Origin of the sequence: Frigoribacterium sp. CFBP 13712, assembly GCF_014842255.1 — a bacterium.
Lineage (GTDB): Bacteria > Actinomycetota > Actinomycetes > Actinomycetales > Microbacteriaceae > Frigoribacterium.
The window spans coordinates 18,888-37,753 of sequence record NZ_JACYVH010000005.1; the positions used below are offsets into that span (position 1 = coordinate 18,888).

The window sequence follows — 18,866 nt, forward strand, 5'->3', positions numbered from 1 at the left end:
GCGGTGCGTGGTGGTGGTGCGTGGCGGTGGTGGTCAGGAGGCGTTCTGGGCGTCGGAGAGCGCGTGCAGCGTGCGCAGCACCTCGTCGGGCGACCCGGCGGCGCGGAGGGCCGCGAGCCCGTCTTCGTCGGCGAGCACGCCGGCCAGGGCCGACATGACCTCGATGTGGCCGTCGTGGTCGAGTGCGGCGAGCCCGATGACGAGATCGACCGGGTCGTTCGTCTTGTGCCCGAACTCGACCGGCTCGGCGAGGCCGACCCACGAGAGACCGGTGCGCGACACGGCGGGCGAGGGGCGGCTGTGCGCCAGGGCGAGCCCCGGGGCGATGACGATGTACGGCCCCAGCTCGTCGACGGCGGCGATCATCTCGTCGGTGTAGGCGGAGGTCGTGGCGCCCGAGGCGACGAGACCGTCGCCGGCCAGTCGGAGGGCCTCGCGCCAGTCGGCGGCGTGCGCGCCGGTGACGACGGATTCGACGGGGAGTTCTTCGGCCAGGTCGACGGGCATGTCGCGCTCTTCCGCTCGGCGCCTCGTTGGGCGGCAGCTGTCGTCGAAGAGGGGCCTCGTCGACTGGTGCCCGAGCCTAACCCGAAAAACGGCTTTTGACCACTCGTGTTCGAAAGTCCCCGCAGGAGGCGCGGGAGACCCGGTCAGGAGGCGCCGGTCACGACGCAGGGGACCGCCGGCTGGTCGCGGCGCTCACCCGGCCGATGTCGAAGAGGGCGTCCTGCGCCATCAGCGAGGCCCCCCGCACGCCGGCCTTGTCGCCGAGGCGGGCCCGCTCGACGACGAGACCGCGGCGCGAGAAGTCGTGGGTGCCGGTCAGCAGCGCCGAGCGGATGCCCGCGACGAGGCGCTCGCCGGTCTCGGCCAGGTTGCCGCCGATGATCACCGCCTGAGGGTTCAGCAGCCCGACGACGTCGGCGAGGGCCTCGCCGATCCGGGTGCCGACCTGCTCGAGCTGGTCGAGCACCACGGGGTCGTGCGCCCGGGCGGCGGCGACGATGTCCGCGCTCGTCGCGATGTCGCGGCCCCGGGAGCGGAGTTCGCGGCGGATGGTGGCACCGCTCGCCTCGAGCTCGAGACGGTGCAGCGGGCTGCCGTCGTGACGGGGCGCGCTCAGCTGACCCGCGCCTCCTCGGGCCCCTCGGTAGACGTGACCATCGAGCACGAAGGCGCAGCCGACGCCCATGCCCACCTTGACCACGGTCAGGTGCGAGTACTCGGGCCAGCTCAGCCGGGACTCGCCGACGGCCAGGATGTTGACGTCGCGGTCGACCGCGAACACGGCGTCGAAGCCGGTGAAGTAGTCGTCGACGCGCACCTCCTCCCAGCGGGAGTCGAGCTGCGGGCTGCCGAGTCGACCCGTCACCGCGTCGACCGGCCCGGGCACGCCGATGCCGATCGCGCGGACGTCGCCGCGACCGCGACCGAGGTCGGCGAGCAGGAAGTCGAACACCTGGATGGCCCAGCTGAAGATCTCGTCCGGTCCGTCGTGCAGGCCGATGTCGGCCTCGTCCTCGCTGAGCACCGTCGAGACGAGGTCGGTCACCCCGACCCGGGTGTGCGAGCCGCCGATGTCGATCGACAGGATCACTCCGGCCGACGCGTCGACCGCGAACTCCTCGGGCGGGCGGCCGCCGCTCGAGCTCAGCTGCCCGGCGCTGACGATGAAGCCGGCCTCGAGCAGGTCGTCGAGACGGCGGGCGAGCGTGACGCGCGACCAGCCCAGACGGTCGATCAGCTCGGAGCGCGTGGCCGCCTCGCCGCGACGGATGAGGTCGAGCACCACGCCGGACCCCGTCGAGGGGGTCTTGGGGGTTCGGGCCACGATGCGCTCTTCTCGGTCGGTGGGTCTCGGTGGGTCGTGTCGGTCGGTCCCGGTCGGTCCGGTGGGCCTTGGTCGGTTGACTTCTGTCTATTTGTATACGAATGTGGACGGATGGCCAACGACGTCCCCGACATCCACCCGACAGACCCTAGCCGCGGGCTCGACGAGCGCCTGGTCGCCGCGGCCACCGCGATCCCCGCCGAGGTCGTCCAGGCGAAGGGCCACGGCCACGCCGGCACCGCCATGGCCCTCGCACCGCTCGCCCACGTGCTCTGGCAGCGCGTGCTGAGGCACGACCCGTCCGACCCGGGGTGGGAGGGGCGCGACCGCGTCGTCCTCTCGGCGGGCCACGCGAGTCTGCTGCTCTACACGCAGCTCGTGCTGACCGGCTACGACCTCGACCTCGACGAGCTGCCCCGCAGCCGCAGCCTCGGCTCGCGCACCCCCGGGCACCCCGAGCTGCACCACACCCCGGGCGTCGAGATGAGCACCGGGCCGCTCGGCCAGGGGCTCGCCTCGGCCGTCGGCATCGCGCTCGCCGCCCGCCGCGACGAGGCCCTGCACGGCGGCGGCACCGGCCTGTTCGACCCCACGGTGTGGGTGATCGCGGGCGACGGCTGCCTCCAGGAGGGGGTCTCGGCCGAGGCGTCGAGCCTCGCCGGCACGCTCGGGCTCGACGACCTCGTCGTCGTGTGGGACGACAACGGCATCACCATCGACGGGACGACCGAGCTGGCGTTCTCGGAGGACGTCCGGGCGCGGTACCGCGCCTACGGCTGGTCGGTGATCGACGTCGCGGCCGACGACGCCACCGATCTCGACGCGCTGCAGCGGGCCCTCGAGGCGGCGCGCGTGCGCGACGGGCGCCCGACGCTCGTCGCCCTCCGCACCGTGATCGGGGCCCCGTCGACCCTGCGCGGCGGCACCCCGGCGGCGCACTCCGGCGGCTTCGGCGCCGACGAGGTCGCGGCGGTCAAGGTGGCGCTGGGCTACGCGCCCGACGCGGGTCTGCACGACCTCGTGCCCGACGACGTGCGGGCGGCGGGTCTCACGGCGCGCGACCGCGGCGTCCGACGGCACCGCGAGTGGAGCACGGCGGTCGAGCGCTGGCGGCGGGAGCACCCCGACCTCGCGGCCCGCCGCGACGCCGCCCGGGCCGCGCCCGACCCGACCCGTCTCGAGGCCGTGCTGGCAGGTGTCCCGGTCGACGACGGCGCCGCGACCCGCACGACGTCGGGCGCCGTGCTCGCCGCCGTGCACGACCTCGCCGGGCTGTGGGGCGGCTCGGCCGACCTGTCGGCGTCGACGAACGTTGCCGTCGCAGGGGCCGCCGTCGATCGCGCGACGCCCGGGGGCGACTTCGTGCACTTCGGCATCCGCGAGCACGCGATGGCGGCCGTGCTCAGCGGCATCGCACTGCACGGCCTCTGGCGCCCGTACGGCTCGACCTATCTCGCGTTCAGCGACTACGCCCGACCGAGCATCCGGCTGGCGGCGCTGATGCGGCTGCCCGCGCTCTACGTCTTCACGCACGACTCGGTCGCCGTGGGCGAGGACGGCCCGACCCACCAGCCCGTCGAGCAGATCGCGTCGCTCCGCACCGTGCCGGGGCTCGACGTGGTTCGCCCGGCCGACGCCCGCGAGGTCGTCTCCGTCTGGAGGCGCGTGCTGGGTCGCGGAGCCGAGCGCGCCTCCTCGGCGGCGGCTGCGGCCGGTGCGACCCGCGAGGGCGACGGTTCGACCCGCGAGGGTGACGGCCCGGCCCTCGAGCACGACGGGAGCGGCCCGACCGCGTTCGTGCTCTCGCGTCAGGCCCTGCCCGACCTCGGTGGCGGCGAGGCGACCGACGTCGGGGCGGCGTGCGGCGGGTACGTCGTGCACGCCGAGCGCGGCGGCGACGACCTGGCGCTGATCGCCAGCGGCAGCGAGGTGCACGTGGCCGTCGAGGTCGCCCGTCGACTCGCGGTCGACGGTGTCGCGGCCCGCGTCGTCTCGATGCCCTGCCTCGAGTGGTTCGACGAGCAGTCCGCCGGATACCAGGAGGCGGTGCTCCCGTCCGCCCTGCGGGCTCGCGTGGCCGTCGAGGCCGGCAGCACGCAGCCCTGGCATCGGTACGTCGGGCTCGACGGCGAGGTCGTCGGCATCGACGGGTTCGGCGAGTCGGGCTCGGGCGCGGAGCTGCTGCGTCTCAAGGGCGTGGACGTCGAGTCGGTCGAGCGGGCCGCGCGCCGGGTGCTCGAAGTCTCTCGACATCGAGACATCTCCGAGCGCTAGCCTGAGGCGGAACACACGCACGAGCGACACGAGGGAGAACCCGCCGTCATGGCCAAGATCATCTACACGCTCACGGACGAGGCGCCGCTGCTGGCGACCTACTCGTTCCTTCCCATCATCCAGGCGTACGCCAAGACCGCGGGGGTCGACGTCGAGACCCGCGACATCTCGCTCGCCGGACGCATCATCAGCCAGTTCCCCGAGCGGCTCACCGACGAGCAGCGCATCGGCGACGCCCTGTCCGAGCTCGGCGCCCTGGCGCAGACGCCCGAGGCCAACATCATCAAGCTGCCGAACATCTCGGCCTCGATGCCGCAGCTGAAGGCCGCCATCGCCGAGCTGCAGTCGCAGGGCTACGACCTGCCCGCCTACCCCGACGCCCCGGCGGACGACGCCGAGCGCGACGTCAAGGCCCGCTACGACAGGGTCAAGGGCAGCGCGGTCAACCCCGTGCTGCGCGAGGGCAACAGCGACCGCCGCGCTCCGCTCTCGGTCAAGAACTACGCCCGCAAGCACCCGCACCGCATGGGCGCCTGGTCGGCCGAGTCGAAGACGAACGTCGCGACCATGGGCGTCGACGACTTCCGGTCGAACGAGAAGACCGTCGTCGTCGCCGCCGACGACACCCTGCGCATCGAGTTCGCAGCGGCCGACGGCACGACCACCGTGCTGCGCGAGTCGATCCCCGTGCTCGCGGGCGAGGTCGTCGACGCGACCGTGCTGCACGTCGCGGCCCTGCACGAGTTCCTGGCCGCGCAGATCGCCCGCGCCGAGGCCGAGGGCGTGCTGTTCTCGGTGCACCTCAAGGCCACCATGATGAAGATCAGCGACCCGCTGCTCTTCGGTCACGTCATCCGCGCGTTCTTCCCCCGCGTCTTCGAGCAGTACGGCGCCGACCTGAAGGCCGCCGGGCTCGACCCCGCGAACGGCCTGAACGGCATCCTGCAGGGTCTCGCGGCCCTGCCGAACGGCGCCGAGATCAAGGCCGCCTTCGACCAGGGCATCGCCGACGGCCCCGACCTCGCCATGGTCGACTCCGACAAGGGCGTCACGAACCTGCACGTGCCCTCCGACGTGATCGTCGACGCCTCGATGCCCGCGATGATCCGCACCTCGGGTCACATGTGGGGCCCCGACGGCGGCGAGCACGACACCCTCGCGGTCATCCCCGACTCGAGCTACGCCGGCATCTACCAGGCCGTGCTCGACGACTGCCGCGCGAACGGCGCCTTCGACCCGGCCACGATGGGCTCGGTGCCGAACGTCGGGCTGATGGCCCAGGCCGCTGAAGAGTACGGCTCGCACGACAAGACCTTCGAGCTGCCGGCCGACGGCACCGTGCGCGTGGTCGACTCCGCCGGCACGACCCTCCTCGAGCACGAGGTCGCACAGGGCGACATCTGGCGCGCCTGCCAGACGAAGGACGTCCCGATCCGCGACTGGGTCAAGCTCGCCGTCACGCGGGCCCGCGCCAGCCAGACCCCGGCGGTCTTCTGGCTCGACGAGACCCGTGCGCACGACGCGACCCTCATCGAGCTGGTCCGCACCTACCTCGCCGAGCACGACACCGAGGGCCTGCAGATCGAGATCATGTCGCCGGTCGACGCGATGGCGTTCTCGCTCGAGCGCATCCGCCGCGGCGAAGACACCATCTCCGTCACCGGGAACGTGCTGCGCGACTACCTCACCGACCTGTTCCCGATCATGGAGCTCGGCACCTCGGCGAAGATGCTCTCGGTCGTGCCGCTGATCAACGGCGGCGGGCTCTTCGAGACCGGCGCCGGCGGCTCGGCCCCGAAGCACGTGCAGCAGCTCGTCGAGCAGGACTACCTGCGCTGGGACAGCCTGGGCGAGTTCCTCGCGCTGGCCGTCAGCTTCGAGCACCTGGCGACCACGACCAGCAACGCCCGGGCGCAGATCCTCGCCGACACGCTCGACCGCGCCACCGGCACGTTCCTCGACGAGAACAAGTCGCCGGGTCGCAAGCTGGGCTCGATCGACAACCGCGGCAGCCACTTCTTCCTGGCGAAGTACTGGGCCGACGAGCTCGCCGCGCAGACCGTCGACGCCGAGCTGGCCGCCTCGTTCGCCGAGCTCGCCGCGACCCTGGGCGAGGGCGAAGAGGTAATCACCGCCGAGCTCATCGCGCCGCAGGGCACCGCGGTCGACATCGGGGGCTACTACCGCCTCGACGCCGCCAAGACCGAAGCGGTCATGCGCCCGTCGGCGACGCTGAACGCCGCGCTCGCGACGCTGTAGAGCCGAGACGATCCCTTCAGGAGGCGCGGTGCCGGTCGGCACCGCGCCTCCTGCCGTTCCCCGGTCCCTTCGGAGGCGCCTGCGCCTAGCGTGCAGTCATGACCGTGACCCTGCCTGAAGCCACCGACCAGACCGACCGCACCATCGTCATCACCGGCGCGAGCTCCGGCATCGGCCGCAGCGCCGCTCGCGAGCTGTCGCGTCTCGGGGCGAAGATCGCCGTCGTCGGGCGCAACCCCGACCGCACCACGTCCGTCGCCGCCGAGGTCGGCGGTCGCGCCTACGTCTCCGATTTCGCCGATCTGGCGCAGGTGCGCGATCTGGCGGCGTCCCTCCTCGCCGACCACCCGCGCATCCATGTGCTGGCGAACAACGCCGGCGGCATCTTCGCGGAGCGGACGAGCAGCCGCGACGGCTTCGAGACGACCTTCCAGAGCAACCACCTCGCGGGGTTCCTGCTGACCTCGCTGCTGATGCCGCGCCTCCTCGAGACCGCCGAGAGTTCGCCGGCCGGCGCGGTCCGCATCGTGCAGACCTCGAGCGCGGGCAACCGGATGGGCGGGGTGCGGCTCGACGACCTCGGCACCGCCACCGGCCCCTGGGTCGGCGGCATGCGGGCCTACGGGGCGTCGAAGCTCGAGAACGTGCTGTTCACCCGAGAGCTCGCCCGGCGCCTGCGCGGCACGGGAGTCGAGGCGTTCGCGTTCCACCCCGGGTTCGTCGCGTCGGGCTTCGGAGGGACGGGCGGCCTCATGACCCTTGGCAAGCGACTCGCCGTCACGACGGAGGAGGGCGCCGAGCCGCTCGTGCGGCTGGCGGGCGCCGCACGGGTCCCGGCACCGAGCGGGAACTACTTCGACCGGTTGCAGGCCCCCGGGCGCCTGCACCGGTCGGCGGACGACGCCGAGCTGGCCCGGGGCCTGTGGGAGTGCAGCGTCCGCTTCACGGAGGCTCCCGACACCGTCTGAGGGGTCTGCTCGGTGTGATTTCGCTCGGAGTCGCGATCCGGGGTCGCGTTCGACGCCGGTGTTTCGTAGGCTACATATCGTGACTCGACTTCCGCCACGCCTCGTGCCCGACGGCCCAGACGCCGATGCCGCCCCCGCCGCCCAGGGGGTGATGGTGCGTGCCTACGGCGAGACCATCTCGCTGCTCGACCACATCGCGGGTCTCGAGCTCGACGGCATCGTCGGCCTCGAGAGCCTCTTCGCCGAGGCGATCGATCGCCGCGAGAGCCTCATGCTGCCGGGGTTCGGCGCCCCGGGCCTGCCGCCCACCGAGGTCGCCCGCCTCGACGACGAGATCCGGCGTCGCATCGATCTGCTCGTGGCGCGCGGTCGCCACGACGGCACGGTCGACAAGACCCTCCGCGGCGTCGAGGTCGTGGTCTGCCTGTCGCTGCTCGTGCAGGGGCTGCCCGAATACGACGACTACGACGCGGCGGCGCAGGCGCTGGCGCTGCGGTTCGTCGAGAGCATCACCATCGGCGCGAGATCCCGGCTGTCAGCCTTCTGACGGCGACGACCCAGCAGGCGGTGATGCTGACCCCCTAACGTCGCATCGACCGGAGGGGGAGTCATGCGTCGAGAACATCGCCACGTCACGCGCCGTGCACTGCACGGCACGATGATGCTCACGACCATCGGCATGGTCCTCCTCGTCGCGACCGTCGTCTGGGGCCGGGCTCCGCTCGGTCCGACTCCGCGCTCGGCCCCCATCGATCAGACCGTCGTCGACGAGCCAGCGACGGTCTCGCCGACACCTCCTGCGTCACCGACGCCGACGGCCGAGCCGCAGGGCCGGCCGACCTCGGGCGCCGCCGCGCAGGCCGCGGTCGTCGACGTCTCCGTGTCGGCTCCCGTCGACGCCGCGGCCATGCTCGGCCTGATGCGCAGCCGGTCGATGGCGCTCGTCTCGGGCTGACCCGCGCCTCCTGCGGGCCGCTCCTCCTCGGCTGTCCGATCGTCGCCAGGCGACAGGTGCGGTCGAGGGCGGGCTGCGCCTCGGGGGTCTGGAGGGATGGGTGTTCGTTTAGCGGACTGTGCACGAAAATCGGTCGGCGGCCCAGCATCCCTCCGCATCCGCGTCCCTCCGCGGATCGGGGGCTGCAGGGGCTCGCAAGACGGCCTGGGAGTCCTGCGACCTCCTCGCATCGCAGCATGATCGACTGATTGACTGACGGAACAAGAGATCAGGCCGAGGTGAGAGGTGGTGCGTCGTGGTGCAGCAGCAGCAGCCCGACCCGACCGCCCGGCGTGACTCGACGACCGACGCGGGCAACGCCCTCCTCGACGCGTTCAGCGGGGCCGACGGTCGACCCGCCGCCATCGCCGACCGCCGCCCGGCCGCCCCCGAACTCACCGCCGACGACGACTGGGCCGACTTCTTCGGCGAACTCGACCCCGAGCTGGTGTTCGAATGCTCGGCCACGCTCTCGGGCGACCACAACGCCGTCTACGTGTACCCCGACCGCATCGCGATCGAAGGACCCGAGATCGTCGGGGGGTCGGCGACCCTCCGGCTCGCTACCGTGACCGGCTGGGCGCTCGTCGTGCAGGGGTCGAACGTCGTGCTGACGCTGCAGGGCGATCGGCGGTACCGCATCAGGGTGCCCAAGGCGTTCCGCTCGGTGCTGCGGACGGCCCTGCTCAAGGTGCTGGGCGACTCCGAAGACCGCTGACCGTCGCGGTCGTCGACCCGCGCCTCCTGCCGTCTTCGCATTGCGGCCCGAGAGGCGGCACCATCAGGCCATCTGTGGGACCATCTGGGCATGACCCGTGAGACCGAGCCGCCGATCAGGTCGGAGATCGCGGGTCGCGACATGGACCAGGCACGGGCCATGTACGAAGACGGCTACAACGGCAAGGGCTTCGACACCGAGCACAGCCAGTCGGACTTCGCGTACCGGTACACGATCACGGGCGACGACGAGATGACGCTGCGGTCGTCGATGTTCCTCGGGTCGATCAAGGGCGCCATCCAGCCCGAGAACGAGTACGTCGTGTCGTGGATCACCGGGGGCTCCGGCGTCTACGACCTGAACGGCGACGAGCTGCCCCTGCAGATCGGCCGGCCGGCGATGTTCCCCACCGGCAAGCAGTTCGAGTTCGAGTTCGAGGACTACCGCCAGAACCTCGTGCACTTCAACGCCGGGTTCCTCGAGCGGGTCGCCGCCGAAGAGGAGGGCACCCTGCCGGGCACGCTCGAGTTCGATCACACGGCGATCCCCGAGGCGACGGCGCTGCTGCAGTGGAAGAACACGATCACCACGGTGGCGAAGAGCGTGCTCGGCGGCGAGGCGACGCCCCTGCTGCGCTCCGAGGTCAACCGGCTCGCCGCGGTCACGCTGCTGAGCACCTTCAAGCACCGGGGGCCGCAGCTGCCCGAGCAGCTGCTCGCACCGCGCAATGCGCGACTGCGCGCGGCCGTCGAGTACATGCACGCCAACGCCGAGCTGCCGATCACCCCGACCATGATCGCCGAGCACGCCGACCTGGGCCTCCGCGGGCTGCAGGTCGCCTTCAGCCGCCAGCTCGGCACGACGCCGACCGACTACCTGCGCGGCATCCGCCTCGACCGCGCTCGCTCGGATCTGCTCAACCTGGGGCCGCGCGAGACGACCGTGGCCGCGATCGCGACGCGCTGGGGCTTCGCCCACCTGGGCCGGTTCTCGGCGTCGTACGGCGAGCGATTCGGCGAGAAGCCGTCCGCGACGCTGCACCGGTAGCGGGGCTGCGGCGCCAGCTGCTGGGCTGCGGCGCTCCGCGGCGCTGAGCGCTGCGCGGCTGGGCTGGGCTGGGCGACGCTCCGCGCGGTGCCGGGCTGAGCTGCGCGGCGCGGCTGGGCTGCGCGCGGTGCCGGGTGACGCCATGAACCCCGTTCGCGAAGATGAACCGCGATATAACGCGGTTCATCTTCGCGAACGGGGTTCGGGGGAGGGTGGCACGAGGCCGGGTGGCACGAGGCCGGGTGGTACGAGGCCCGGCGGCGCGAGGCCGGGTCGCGCCAGGGCCGCGCCGCGTCAGAGCCCGTCGAGCGGGGCGCGCAGCCCCCGGTCAGGCGGCCGTACGGTACGTGACGATCGACCCCGTGAGGGTGCGGACCGCGGTGGTCCAGGCCGAGACGCCGCGTCGCTCGCTGCGCGTGTAGCGACCGACGGCGAGGTTGCGCTCGGCGACGGTCGTGACGTACGACCCGATCATCGTGGCGTCGTGAGCGCTCGAGCCGGTGTACGAGCCGACGCCGACGCCGGCTCCCGTGTCGATGCGCGAGACGTACTGGCCGCCCAGGGGGTGCAGCTGGGCCGTGGAGGTGGTGGTGTGCGTCGAGGTCATGTCCACGACTCTAGACCTTGTTTTGAGGAATTCAAAACAAGACTCGCAGAATGGCCTGGCCGGTGCGCTAGTCCCGGCTCCGGTGCTGCTCATCGGGCAGCAGGGCCGAGAACGCGTGCCCGATCTCGGTCCGCATGTAGGCGATCGCCTCGCCGTTCTCGGGCGGTTCGAGCGAGCTCGTCGTCGTCTCCGCCATCAGGGGTGAACCCGAGTCGAGCAGGAACGTCGCGACGACCTGGTTGCCGTCGGCGTTGATCGCGTTCAGCTCGACCGTGTCGGCGTCGCCCGACTGGGCGAGCAGGGCGGCGTACTCGAGCAGCGTGTCCGCCGCCTCGTCATCGACGAAGAGCGACTTGGCGGCGAACGTGATGTGCTTCATGGACCCTGTGTAGCCGGTGCCGGTTCCGCCGACAAGGGATCGGCCGAGAGGTCACCCGCAGCCCGCCCGCTCCGCCCGGCGCGCCTCCTCGGCTCGATGGATGGACCGAGGAGGCGCGGGTCAGCCCCGCGGGCTCCGCACCACGCGCACGCCACCGGCCGGCACCGTCAGCGGGCCGTCGACGACCTCGCCGCCGAGCAGCTCGACCCCCGCCTCGGCGACCACGTCGGCGTCGGCGTCGGCGTGGTTGACGAAGAACGTGAAGGTCGCGTCGTCTCCGTGGCGGACGACGACCTCGAGGCCCTCGACGTGGCCGCCGGGCACGACGACCCCGGCCTCGTCGAGCACGTCGCCGACGAAGGCCGCGAGGTCGTCGCCGGCCAGGCGCGTCGAGACGTACCAGGCCGTCCCGTCGCCGAGCGCGTTGCGGGTGACGGCCGGGCCGCCGGCCGCGGGGCCGGTGGTGTAGCGCGCCACGGCCTCGGCGCCCTCGAGCACGATGTCGTCCGACCAGCCGGTGCCGGTGGCGCCCGAGTCGAGCGTGACGACCTGGTCGGCGTAGAGCGGCAGGAACTCGGGCACCGAGAGACCGAGCACCTCGCGCAGGCCGCCGGGGGCGCCGCCGGCCGGTACGGCGTCGTTCTCGTCGACGACCCCCGAGAAGTACGACGCGACGAAGCGGCCGCCCGATCGCACGTACGAGGTCAGGTTCTCGGACGTCTCGGCGTCGACGATGTACTGCGACGGCGCCAGCACGAGGTCGTAGGCCGACAGGTCGTCGTGCGGGTGGCGGAAGTCGACGGTGACGCCGAGGTTCCAGAGCGCGGTGTAGAAGGCGACGATGCGCTCGCGGTGGTCGAGCTCGACCGAGGGGCGCCATTCGAGGTCGTGGGCCCAGAACGACTCGACGTCCCAGAGGATGGCGACCCGCGCCTCCACCCGGGATCCCCGCACGTCGGCCAGGCGACCTAGGTCGGCGCCGTACTCGACGACCTCGCGCCAGATGCGCGACGAGGTGCCGGCGTGCGGCAGCATCGCCGAGTGGAACTTCTCGGCGCCGTACCGCGACGCCCTGAACTGGAAGAACAGGATCGCGTCGGCGCCGCGGGCCAGGTGCGTCGTGCTGTTGCGGGCCAGCTCGCCTGGGCGCTTCGCGATGTTGCGCGGCTGCCAGTTGACGGCGCCCGTCGAGTGCTCCATCAGCATCCACGGCTCGCCGCCGGCCAGCGACCGGTTCAGGTCGGCGTCCATGGCGAGCAGCACGTGGTTGTCGTGGCGTTCGGCGACCAGGTAGTGGTCGTTGGCGACGACGTCGACCTCGCGGGCCCACTTCCAGTAGTCGATCGACGGGCAGTTGGTCGACATGAAGTTCGTGGTGACGGGGAGGTGCGGTGCGTGTCGCTTGATCACGTCGCGTTCGGCGACGAAGCAGGCGAGCAGGGCGTCGGAGGTGAACCGCGCGAAGTCGAGGCGCTGCGTCTGGTTCACGACCGTGGCCGAGACGCGGGGCGCGTCGATGTCGGTCCACTCGCCGTAGGTCTGACCCCAGAAGAGCGTGCCCCACGCCGCGTTCAGCGCGTCGAGCGTGCCGTACCGGGTCTTCAGCCAGGCGCGGAAGGCGCGCACCGAGTGCACTCCGTAGTCGTCGCTGATCGGGGCGCCGTACTCGTTGTGCACATGCCAGAGCACGACCGCGGGGTGGGTCGCGTAGCGCTCGGCGAGCTTCTCGGTGATGGCGGTCGCCGCGCGACGGTAGTCGGGCGAGCTCGGGCTGACCATGCCTCGCGAGCCGCGACCGAGGGTGAGGCCCTCGCGGGTCACGGGGTGCGAGTCGGGGTAGGCGGTCCAGAACCAGGCCGGCGGCACGGTGGTCGGCGTGGCGAGGTCGACGTCGATGCCGGCGTCGTGCAGCAGCCCGAGGATGTCGTCGAGGAACGTGAAGTCGTACTCGCCTTCGCGGGGCTCGAGCAGCGCCCACGAGAAGATGCCGACGCTGACCAGGTTGATGCCGGCCTGCTTCATCAACGCGATGTCCTCGAGCCAGACCTCTCGGGGCCACTGCTCGGGGTTGTAGTCGCCGCCGTAGCGGATGTCGGCACGACCGGGCAGCCAGCTCGTCGTGCGACGCGGGTCGGACTCGGGGGTCGGCGTGACGGCCGGGGCGTCGAGGTCGAGTGACATGCGGTGATCTCCTTTGACTGTGTGCGCTCCCAGTTCTAGCACACGTGCTGAGTCTGCAGAAGGCTTAACGACTATGTCGAACCGTGACCCGCAGCGTGTTGACAAGCGAAAAGTCGTGTGCGTAACTGTTACCGCTCACAGGCACAGCGTGGTGGTTCTCCCGGCTCGCGCTGTCCGCTCACCAGCTCTTGCTTTCCTCAAGGAGGACGAATGCACAGCTCACTCCGCCGCATCGGCGTCGTCACGGTCGCCACAGCGGCCCTCATCCTCACCGGCTGCTCCGGCGGCGGTGGCAGCTCGTCCGACGGACCCGTCGGGCTCACCTACTGGGCCTGGGCGCCCAACCTCGACAAGGTGGTCGACATCTGGAACGAGGAGAACCCCGACATCCAGGTCACCGTCAACAAGCAGGACGGCGGCGACCCCGCGATCACCAAGCTGCTCACCGCCATCAAGGCCGGCAGCGGCGCCCCCGACCTGATCCAGGCCGAGTACCAGAAGATCCCGACGCTCGTCTCGTCCGACGCGCTCGCCGACCTCACCGATCAGGGCGCCGGCGACCTCGAGGGCGACTTCAGCGAGGGCGTCTGGTCGTCGGTCACCCTCGACGGGCAGGGCGTCTACGCCATCCCGCAGGACAGCGGCCCGATGATGGCCTACTACCGCACCGACATCCTCGACCAGTACGGCCTCAGCGTCCCCACCACGTGGGACGAGTACGCCCAGGTCGCCGAAGACCTGCACGCCGCCGATCCGAGCAAGTACCTCGGCACCTTCTCGGCCAACGACGCGGGCTGGTTCGCCGGTCTCTCGCAGCAGGCCGGCGCCTCCTGGTGGTCCATCGACGACCAGAGCTGGGGCGTCGACATCGCCGAGGGCCCGACCGAGCAGGTCGCCTCGTACTGGGGCGGACTCGTCGAGAGCGGCGCCATCGACAACAAGCCGATGTACACCCCCGAGTGGAACGCCGGTCTGAACGACGGCTCGCAGGTCGGCTGGATCAGCTCGGTCTGGGCCCCCGGCGTGCTGAGCGGCAACGCACCCGACACCGCCGGCAAGTGGACCGCCGCGCCGTTGCCGCAGTGGGACGCCGCGAACCCCTCCGACGGCAACTGGGGAGGGTCGACCACGGCCGTCACCACGCAGTCCGAGAAGAAGGAGGCGGCGGTCGAGTTCGCCACCTGGCTGAACACCGACCCCGAGGCCGTCGCCGCGCTCGCCGACATCGCCGGCGTCTACCCCGCCGCGACCGAGGCCGCGGCCGACGCGCTGACCACCTCGCCCGAGTTCTTCAGCCAGCAGAGCGACTTCTACGACATCGCCGCCGAGGCGTCGTCGACCGTCGCGCCGTTCACCTACGGCCCCAACGTCAACGTCGCGTTCAGCGCGTACAACGACGAGTTCGCCAAGGCCGCCGACGCCCGCACCCAGGCGGCGTTCGAGGACGCGGTCGACGCCATGCAGGAGATCACGACGGACGACCTCGTGAAGAGCGGCTTCTCGGTCGAGTAGCCGAGCGCCTCGGGAGGGGCGGCGCCCTGAGCCGCCCCTCCCGCCCTCCACCCCCTTCACCGTCCGCGACCAGCGAGGAACCGTCATGGCCGACACGCTCACCCCTCTCACCCCGGCGGAGGTCGCCGCACCCGACCGTCGCGCGACCGCGCCCGTCGGCCGGCACGGCACGGGCAGCTTCCGCAGCCGCGTGCTCACGCCCTACGCGATGCTCGCCCCGGGCATCATCCTGTTCGTGCTGTTCATGGCGGCGCCGATCGTCTACACGCTGTTCCTCAGCTTCCAGAAGAAGCAGGTCTCGGGCCTCGGTCTCGGCTCGGCCTCGCGCGGCACGGGCTTCGCCGGTCTCGAGAACTACATCGGCACGCTCACCGACCCCGAGTTCGGCGCCAGCGTCGGTCGCGTGCTGCTCTACGGCCTCGTGCTCGTGCCCTGCATGCTCGGTCTCGCGCTGCTCTTCGCCCTGCTGCTCGACTCGAAGCGCACCCGCGCGACGTCGTTCTCGCGCATCGCGATCTTCCTGCCGTACGCCGTGCCGGCCGTCATCAGCTCGCTGCTCTGGGGGTTCCTGTACCTGCCCGCCGTCAGCCCCTTCTACTACGTCTTCGAACGGCTCGGCTGGGACGTCCCCGGCGTGCTCGGCTCGGGCACCGTGCTCTTCGCCATCGCGAACATCGCGCTCTGGGGCGGCGTCGGCTTCAACATGATCGTCATCTACACGTCGCTGAAGGCCGTGTCGAGCGACATCTACGAGGCCGCCCGACTCGACGGGGCCTCCGAGGTGCAGATCGCCCTGCGGATCAAGATCCCGATGGTCGCTCCCGCGCTCGTCATGACCGCGCTGTTCTCGATGGTCGCGACGCTGCAGGTCTTCGCCGAGCCCACCACGCTCCGTCCGCTGACGAACAGCCTGTCGACCAGCTGGTCGCCGCTGATGCTCGTCTACCGCGACGCGTTCACCCGCGACGACATCTACTCGGCTGCGGCGACCTCGGTCGTCATCGCCCTCGCCACCTTCATCGTCTCCTTCTTCTTCCTCCGGGTCGTGCAGAAGCGAGCCTTCGGCCAGGAGGACTGACCATGACCACCACGGACCTCGACGGCGCCACCCGCCGCGGCGACCTCTCCGTCGCCGACTCGACCCGCGCCTCCTCGGCGACCGCTTCCGGAGGCGCGGGTCGGCCCCGCAGCACCCGTCGCCCCGGCGGCAGCTCGCTGACCGAGCGCCGCAGCCTCGTCTCGACCGCGATCGTGCTGATCGGCGCCGTCTACTGCCTGTTCCCCGTGCTCTGGGTCGTCATGGCGTCCACGAAAGACGGCGGCGAGCTCTTCTCGACCTTCACCCTCGCGCCCAGCACCCACCTGCTCGACAACCTCGTCGCACTCAGTCAGTACCGCGACGGCCTGTTCTGGCGCTGGATGCTCAACACCGCGCTCTACGCCGGCATCGGCGCCCTCGCCTCGACCTACGTGTCGGCGCTGTCGGGCTACGTGCTCGCGAAGTTCGAGTTCCCCGGCAAGAAGGTCGTCTTCAACGTGCTGCTGATGGGGGTGCTGGTGCCCGGGGTGATCCTCGCGATCCCGCAGTACTTCCTGCTCGCGAACGTCGGCCTGACCAACACGTTCTGGGGCGTGCTGCTGCCGCAGATCATCAGCCCGTACGGCATCTACCTGGCCCGCATCTACGGGGCCGCGGCCGTGCCGACCGACGTGATCGAGGCGGCCCGCACCGAGGGCGCCGGCGAGCTGCACATCTTCCACCGCATCGCCGTGCCGATGCTCGGCCCGGGGCTCGTCACGATCTTCCTGTTCCAGTTCGTCGCCATCTGGAACAACTTCATGCTGCCGTACATCATGCTCGGCGACGACTCGCTGTTCCCGCTGACGGTCGGCCTGAACGGGCTGCTCAACCAGGGCGCGTCGGCGCCGGCGCTGTACACGCTCGTCATCACCGGGGCGCTGCTGTCGGTCATCCCGCTGATCCTGATCTTCCTGGTGCTGCAGCGGTACTGGCGGGTCGACCTGGCCGCCGGCGCCGTCAAGTAGTGGGAGGCGCGGGTCGGCAGCCCCCTAGGCTGGCCGCGTGACGAGCACTCCCGGTCGCCAGCGGCCCACGATCAACGACGTCGCCGACCAGGCGGGCGTCTCGCGGGGCACCGTGTCGCGGGTGCTGAACGGCGGTCGCTGGGTCAGCCCCGACGCCAAGGCCGCCGTCGACGCCGCGATCAAGAAGACCGGCTACCGGGTCAACCCGCACGCCCGCAGCCTCGCGACCAACCGCACCGGCTCGGTCGCGTTCCTCCTCACCGAAGACCACCAGCAGCTCTTCGAGGATCCGAACTTCTCGGCCCTGCTCAAGGGCACCGCGGCGGCGCTCGCCGAGAGCGACATGTCGCTCGTGCTGATCATGGCGGGGTCGTCGGCCGAGCAGAAGCGCGCCGTGGCCTACATCGAGGCGGGCCACGTCGACGGCGTGCTGCTCGTCTCGGCGCACAGCGGGCAGCGTCTGCTCGCCGACATCGTCGGGTCGGGCGTGCCCGCCATCGCGTGCGGCATCCCGCTCGGCTACCAGCGGCGCATGGGGTACGTCGCCGCCGACGACGAGGAGGGCGCCCGCGAGATGGTGGCGCACCTCCGCTCGCTCGGCCGCCGCCGCATCGCGACCATCGCCGGCCCGCTCGACACCCCCGGCGGCATCACCCGGCTCGACGGCTACCGCACCGAGCTCGGCGACGACCTCGACGAGTCGCTGATCCGTCACGGCGACTACTCGCGGGCCAGCGGCGAGGCCGCCATGACCGACCTGCTCGCGGCGTCGCCCGACGTCGACGCCGTCTTCGCGGCCAACGACCGCATGGCCGCGGGCGCCCTCGACGCGCTCGCCGCGGCGGGCCGCCGGGTGCCCGACGACGTCGCCGTCGGCGGCTTCGACGACTCGAGCATCGCGGCGTCGACCGAACCCGCGCTGACCACCATGCGCCAGCCGTTCGACCGGATCAGCTCCGAGATGGTGCGGCTGCTGCTGCAGCTGATCGACGGTCAGAAGCCCGCGGCGATGACGCTGCCGACCGAGCTGGTGCGGCGCGCGACCACCTGACCCGCGCCTCCTCGGCCCTGCCAATCCGCTGGAAGCGCGGACGCGGCGCCGGGCGCGGACCTACCGTCCACTGCAGACCGAGCACCTCCAGCAGAACGAAGGACGAAACATGTCGCAAGCAATCGAGACCGTCGACGTCAGCGTGCCCGTCAGCGTCGCCTACAACCAGTGGACCCAGTTCGAGGACTTCCCGAAGTTCCTCGACGAGGTCGAGTCGATCACCCAGACCACGCCCACCCTCACGGTGTGGAAGGTCAAGGTCGGACCGGTCGAGAAGACGTTCGAGGCCGAGATCACCGAGCAGCACCCCGACGAGCGCGTCGCCTGGAACAGCACCGGCGGCGAGGTCGACCACGCCGGCGTCGTCACGTTCCATAAGCTGAGCGACTCCGAGACGCGCATCACCGTGCAGATCGACTGGACCCCCGAGGGATTCCTCGAGAAGATCGGCAACACGCTCGGCGCCGACAACCACGCCATCAAGAAGGACCTCAAGAACTTCAAGGAGTTCATCGAGTCGAAGGGCTCCGAGACGGGCGCATGGCGCGGAGACGTCCAGGCATGAGCGACGAGTCGACGTACACCGCGTCGTTCGTCGGCGAAGACGGCGCCGAGGTGTCGACCGAGCAGCTCCAGCCGATCGACGGCGCACCGGTCAAGTCGCTGACCCGGCCCGGCGCGGCCGACGGCGAGGACATCACGTACGAGCTGGACCCCGAGACCGCCGACGCCGACCCGGTCGTCTACCGCGCGACGGGCGTCGCCGGGCACGACTACAGCTGACGCGCTGCGCGCCGCTGCGCTGTGCCATCGAGGTGACTCGTTCTGCGCGGTCGGCCCCGTCGGATCCGCCGAATGAGTCGCATCGACGCGCGGAGACAGGCGCGGCTTGCGCGTGAGTCGTCGAGGTGACTCGTTCTGCGCGGTCGGCCCCGTCCGATCGGCCGAATGAGTCGCATCGATGCGCGGAGCCGGGCGCGGGGTGGCGAGAGTGAGCGC

General features: G+C 71.3%; 18 protein-coding genes. 13 read left to right on the forward strand and 5 right to left on the reverse strand.

Annotated elements, in window-relative coordinates; genetic code table 11:
• Positions 1-33: 33 nt before the first annotated feature.
• On the reverse strand, positions 34-507 hold the full coding sequence (locus IFT51_RS09765) for a PTS sugar transporter subunit IIA (protein WP_192060910.1): 474 nt from the start codon (positions 505-507) through the stop codon (positions 34-36).
• 157 nt (positions 508-664) lie between these two features.
• On the reverse strand, positions 665-1,831 hold the full coding sequence (locus tag IFT51_RS09770; RefSeq protein WP_192060911.1) for an ROK family protein: 1,167 nt from the start codon (positions 1,829-1,831) through the stop codon (positions 665-667).
• A gap of 111 nt (positions 1,832-1,942) precedes the next feature.
• Here IFT51_RS09770 and IFT51_RS09775 point away from each other — a divergent pair, with 111 nt between their 5' ends.
• The 7 genes from IFT51_RS09775 to IFT51_RS09805 all read left to right on the forward strand — a co-directional run bounded on the left by IFT51_RS09775 (position 1,943) and on the right by IFT51_RS09805 (position 10,091).
• The gene (locus IFT51_RS09775; RefSeq protein WP_192060912.1) at positions 1,943-4,105 is read left to right on the forward strand and encodes a transketolase; all 2,163 of its coding nucleotides are present in this window, start codon (positions 1,943-1,945) and stop codon (positions 4,103-4,105) included.
• Positions 4,106-4,153: 48 nt separating this feature from the next.
• Entirely contained in the window at positions 4,154-6,364 is a 2,211-nt protein-coding gene (locus tag IFT51_RS09780; RefSeq protein ID WP_192060913.1) for an NADP-dependent isocitrate dehydrogenase, read from the forward strand.
• A gap of 98 nt (positions 6,365-6,462) precedes the next feature.
• Positions 6,463-7,332, forward strand: a complete 870-nt coding sequence (locus IFT51_RS09785; RefSeq protein ID WP_192060914.1) for an SDR family NAD(P)-dependent oxidoreductase — start codon at positions 6,463-6,465, stop codon at positions 7,330-7,332.
• 79 nt (positions 7,333-7,411) lie between these two features.
• On the forward strand, positions 7,412-7,879 hold the full coding sequence (locus IFT51_RS09790) for a hypothetical protein (protein ID WP_192060915.1): 468 nt from the start codon (positions 7,412-7,414) through the stop codon (positions 7,877-7,879).
• 63 nt (positions 7,880-7,942) lie between these two features.
• Complete coding sequence (locus IFT51_RS09795; protein WP_192060916.1) at positions 7,943-8,287, forward strand: hypothetical protein; 345 nt, start codon at positions 7,943-7,945, stop codon at positions 8,285-8,287.
• A 295-nt stretch (positions 8,288-8,582) separates the two neighbouring features.
• Positions 8,583-9,044 (forward strand): hypothetical protein, encoded by a 462-nt coding sequence (locus IFT51_RS09800; RefSeq protein ID WP_192060917.1) that lies wholly within the window; start codon positions 8,583-8,585, stop codon positions 9,042-9,044.
• A gap of 90 nt (positions 9,045-9,134) precedes the next feature.
• Complete coding sequence (locus IFT51_RS09805; RefSeq protein WP_192060918.1) at positions 9,135-10,091, forward strand: helix-turn-helix transcriptional regulator; 957 nt, start codon at positions 9,135-9,137, stop codon at positions 10,089-10,091.
• 328 nt (positions 10,092-10,419) lie between these two features.
• Here the strand turns inward: IFT51_RS09805 and IFT51_RS09815 are convergent, their stop codons facing one another.
• The 3 genes from IFT51_RS09815 to IFT51_RS09825 form a co-directional block, all read right to left on the reverse strand.
• On the reverse strand, positions 10,420-10,698 hold the full coding sequence (locus IFT51_RS09815) for a hypothetical protein (RefSeq protein WP_192060919.1): 279 nt from the start codon (positions 10,696-10,698) through the stop codon (positions 10,420-10,422).
• A gap of 67 nt (positions 10,699-10,765) precedes the next feature.
• On the reverse strand, positions 10,766-11,077 hold the full coding sequence (locus tag IFT51_RS09820) for a hypothetical protein (RefSeq protein WP_192060920.1): 312 nt from the start codon (positions 11,075-11,077) through the stop codon (positions 10,766-10,768).
• Between the two features lie 120 nt (positions 11,078-11,197).
• Positions 11,198-13,258, reverse strand: a complete 2,061-nt coding sequence (locus IFT51_RS09825; protein WP_192060921.1) for a beta-galactosidase — start codon at positions 13,256-13,258, stop codon at positions 11,198-11,200.
• Positions 13,259-13,468: 210 nt separating this feature from the next.
• Between IFT51_RS09825 and IFT51_RS09830 the strand changes: the two genes are divergently transcribed.
• From IFT51_RS09830 to IFT51_RS09855, 6 genes are all read left to right on the forward strand, one after another.
• Positions 13,469-14,770, forward strand: coding sequence for an ABC transporter substrate-binding protein (locus IFT51_RS09830; protein WP_192060922.1), 1,302 nt, complete (start codon positions 13,469-13,471; stop codon positions 14,768-14,770).
• Between the two features lie 85 nt (positions 14,771-14,855).
• Positions 14,856-15,848, forward strand: coding sequence for a carbohydrate ABC transporter permease (locus IFT51_RS09835; protein WP_192060923.1), 993 nt, complete (start codon positions 14,856-14,858; stop codon positions 15,846-15,848).
• Positions 15,849-15,850: 2 nt separating this feature from the next.
• Complete coding sequence (locus IFT51_RS09840) at positions 15,851-16,816, forward strand: carbohydrate ABC transporter permease (protein WP_192060924.1); 966 nt, start codon at positions 15,851-15,853, stop codon at positions 16,814-16,816.
• 37 nt (positions 16,817-16,853) lie between these two features.
• Positions 16,854-17,867, forward strand: coding sequence for a LacI family DNA-binding transcriptional regulator (locus tag IFT51_RS09845; protein ID WP_192060925.1), 1,014 nt, complete (start codon positions 16,854-16,856; stop codon positions 17,865-17,867).
• A gap of 109 nt (positions 17,868-17,976) precedes the next feature.
• On the forward strand, positions 17,977-18,432 hold the full coding sequence (locus IFT51_RS09850) for an SRPBCC family protein (protein WP_192060926.1): 456 nt from the start codon (positions 17,977-17,979) through the stop codon (positions 18,430-18,432).
• The gene (locus IFT51_RS09855; protein WP_192060927.1) at positions 18,429-18,650 is read left to right on the forward strand and encodes a hypothetical protein; all 222 of its coding nucleotides are present in this window, start codon (positions 18,429-18,431) and stop codon (positions 18,648-18,650) included. Before IFT51_RS09850 ends, IFT51_RS09855 begins: the two co-directional genes overlap by 4 nt.
• Positions 18,651-18,866 lie beyond the last annotated feature (216 nt).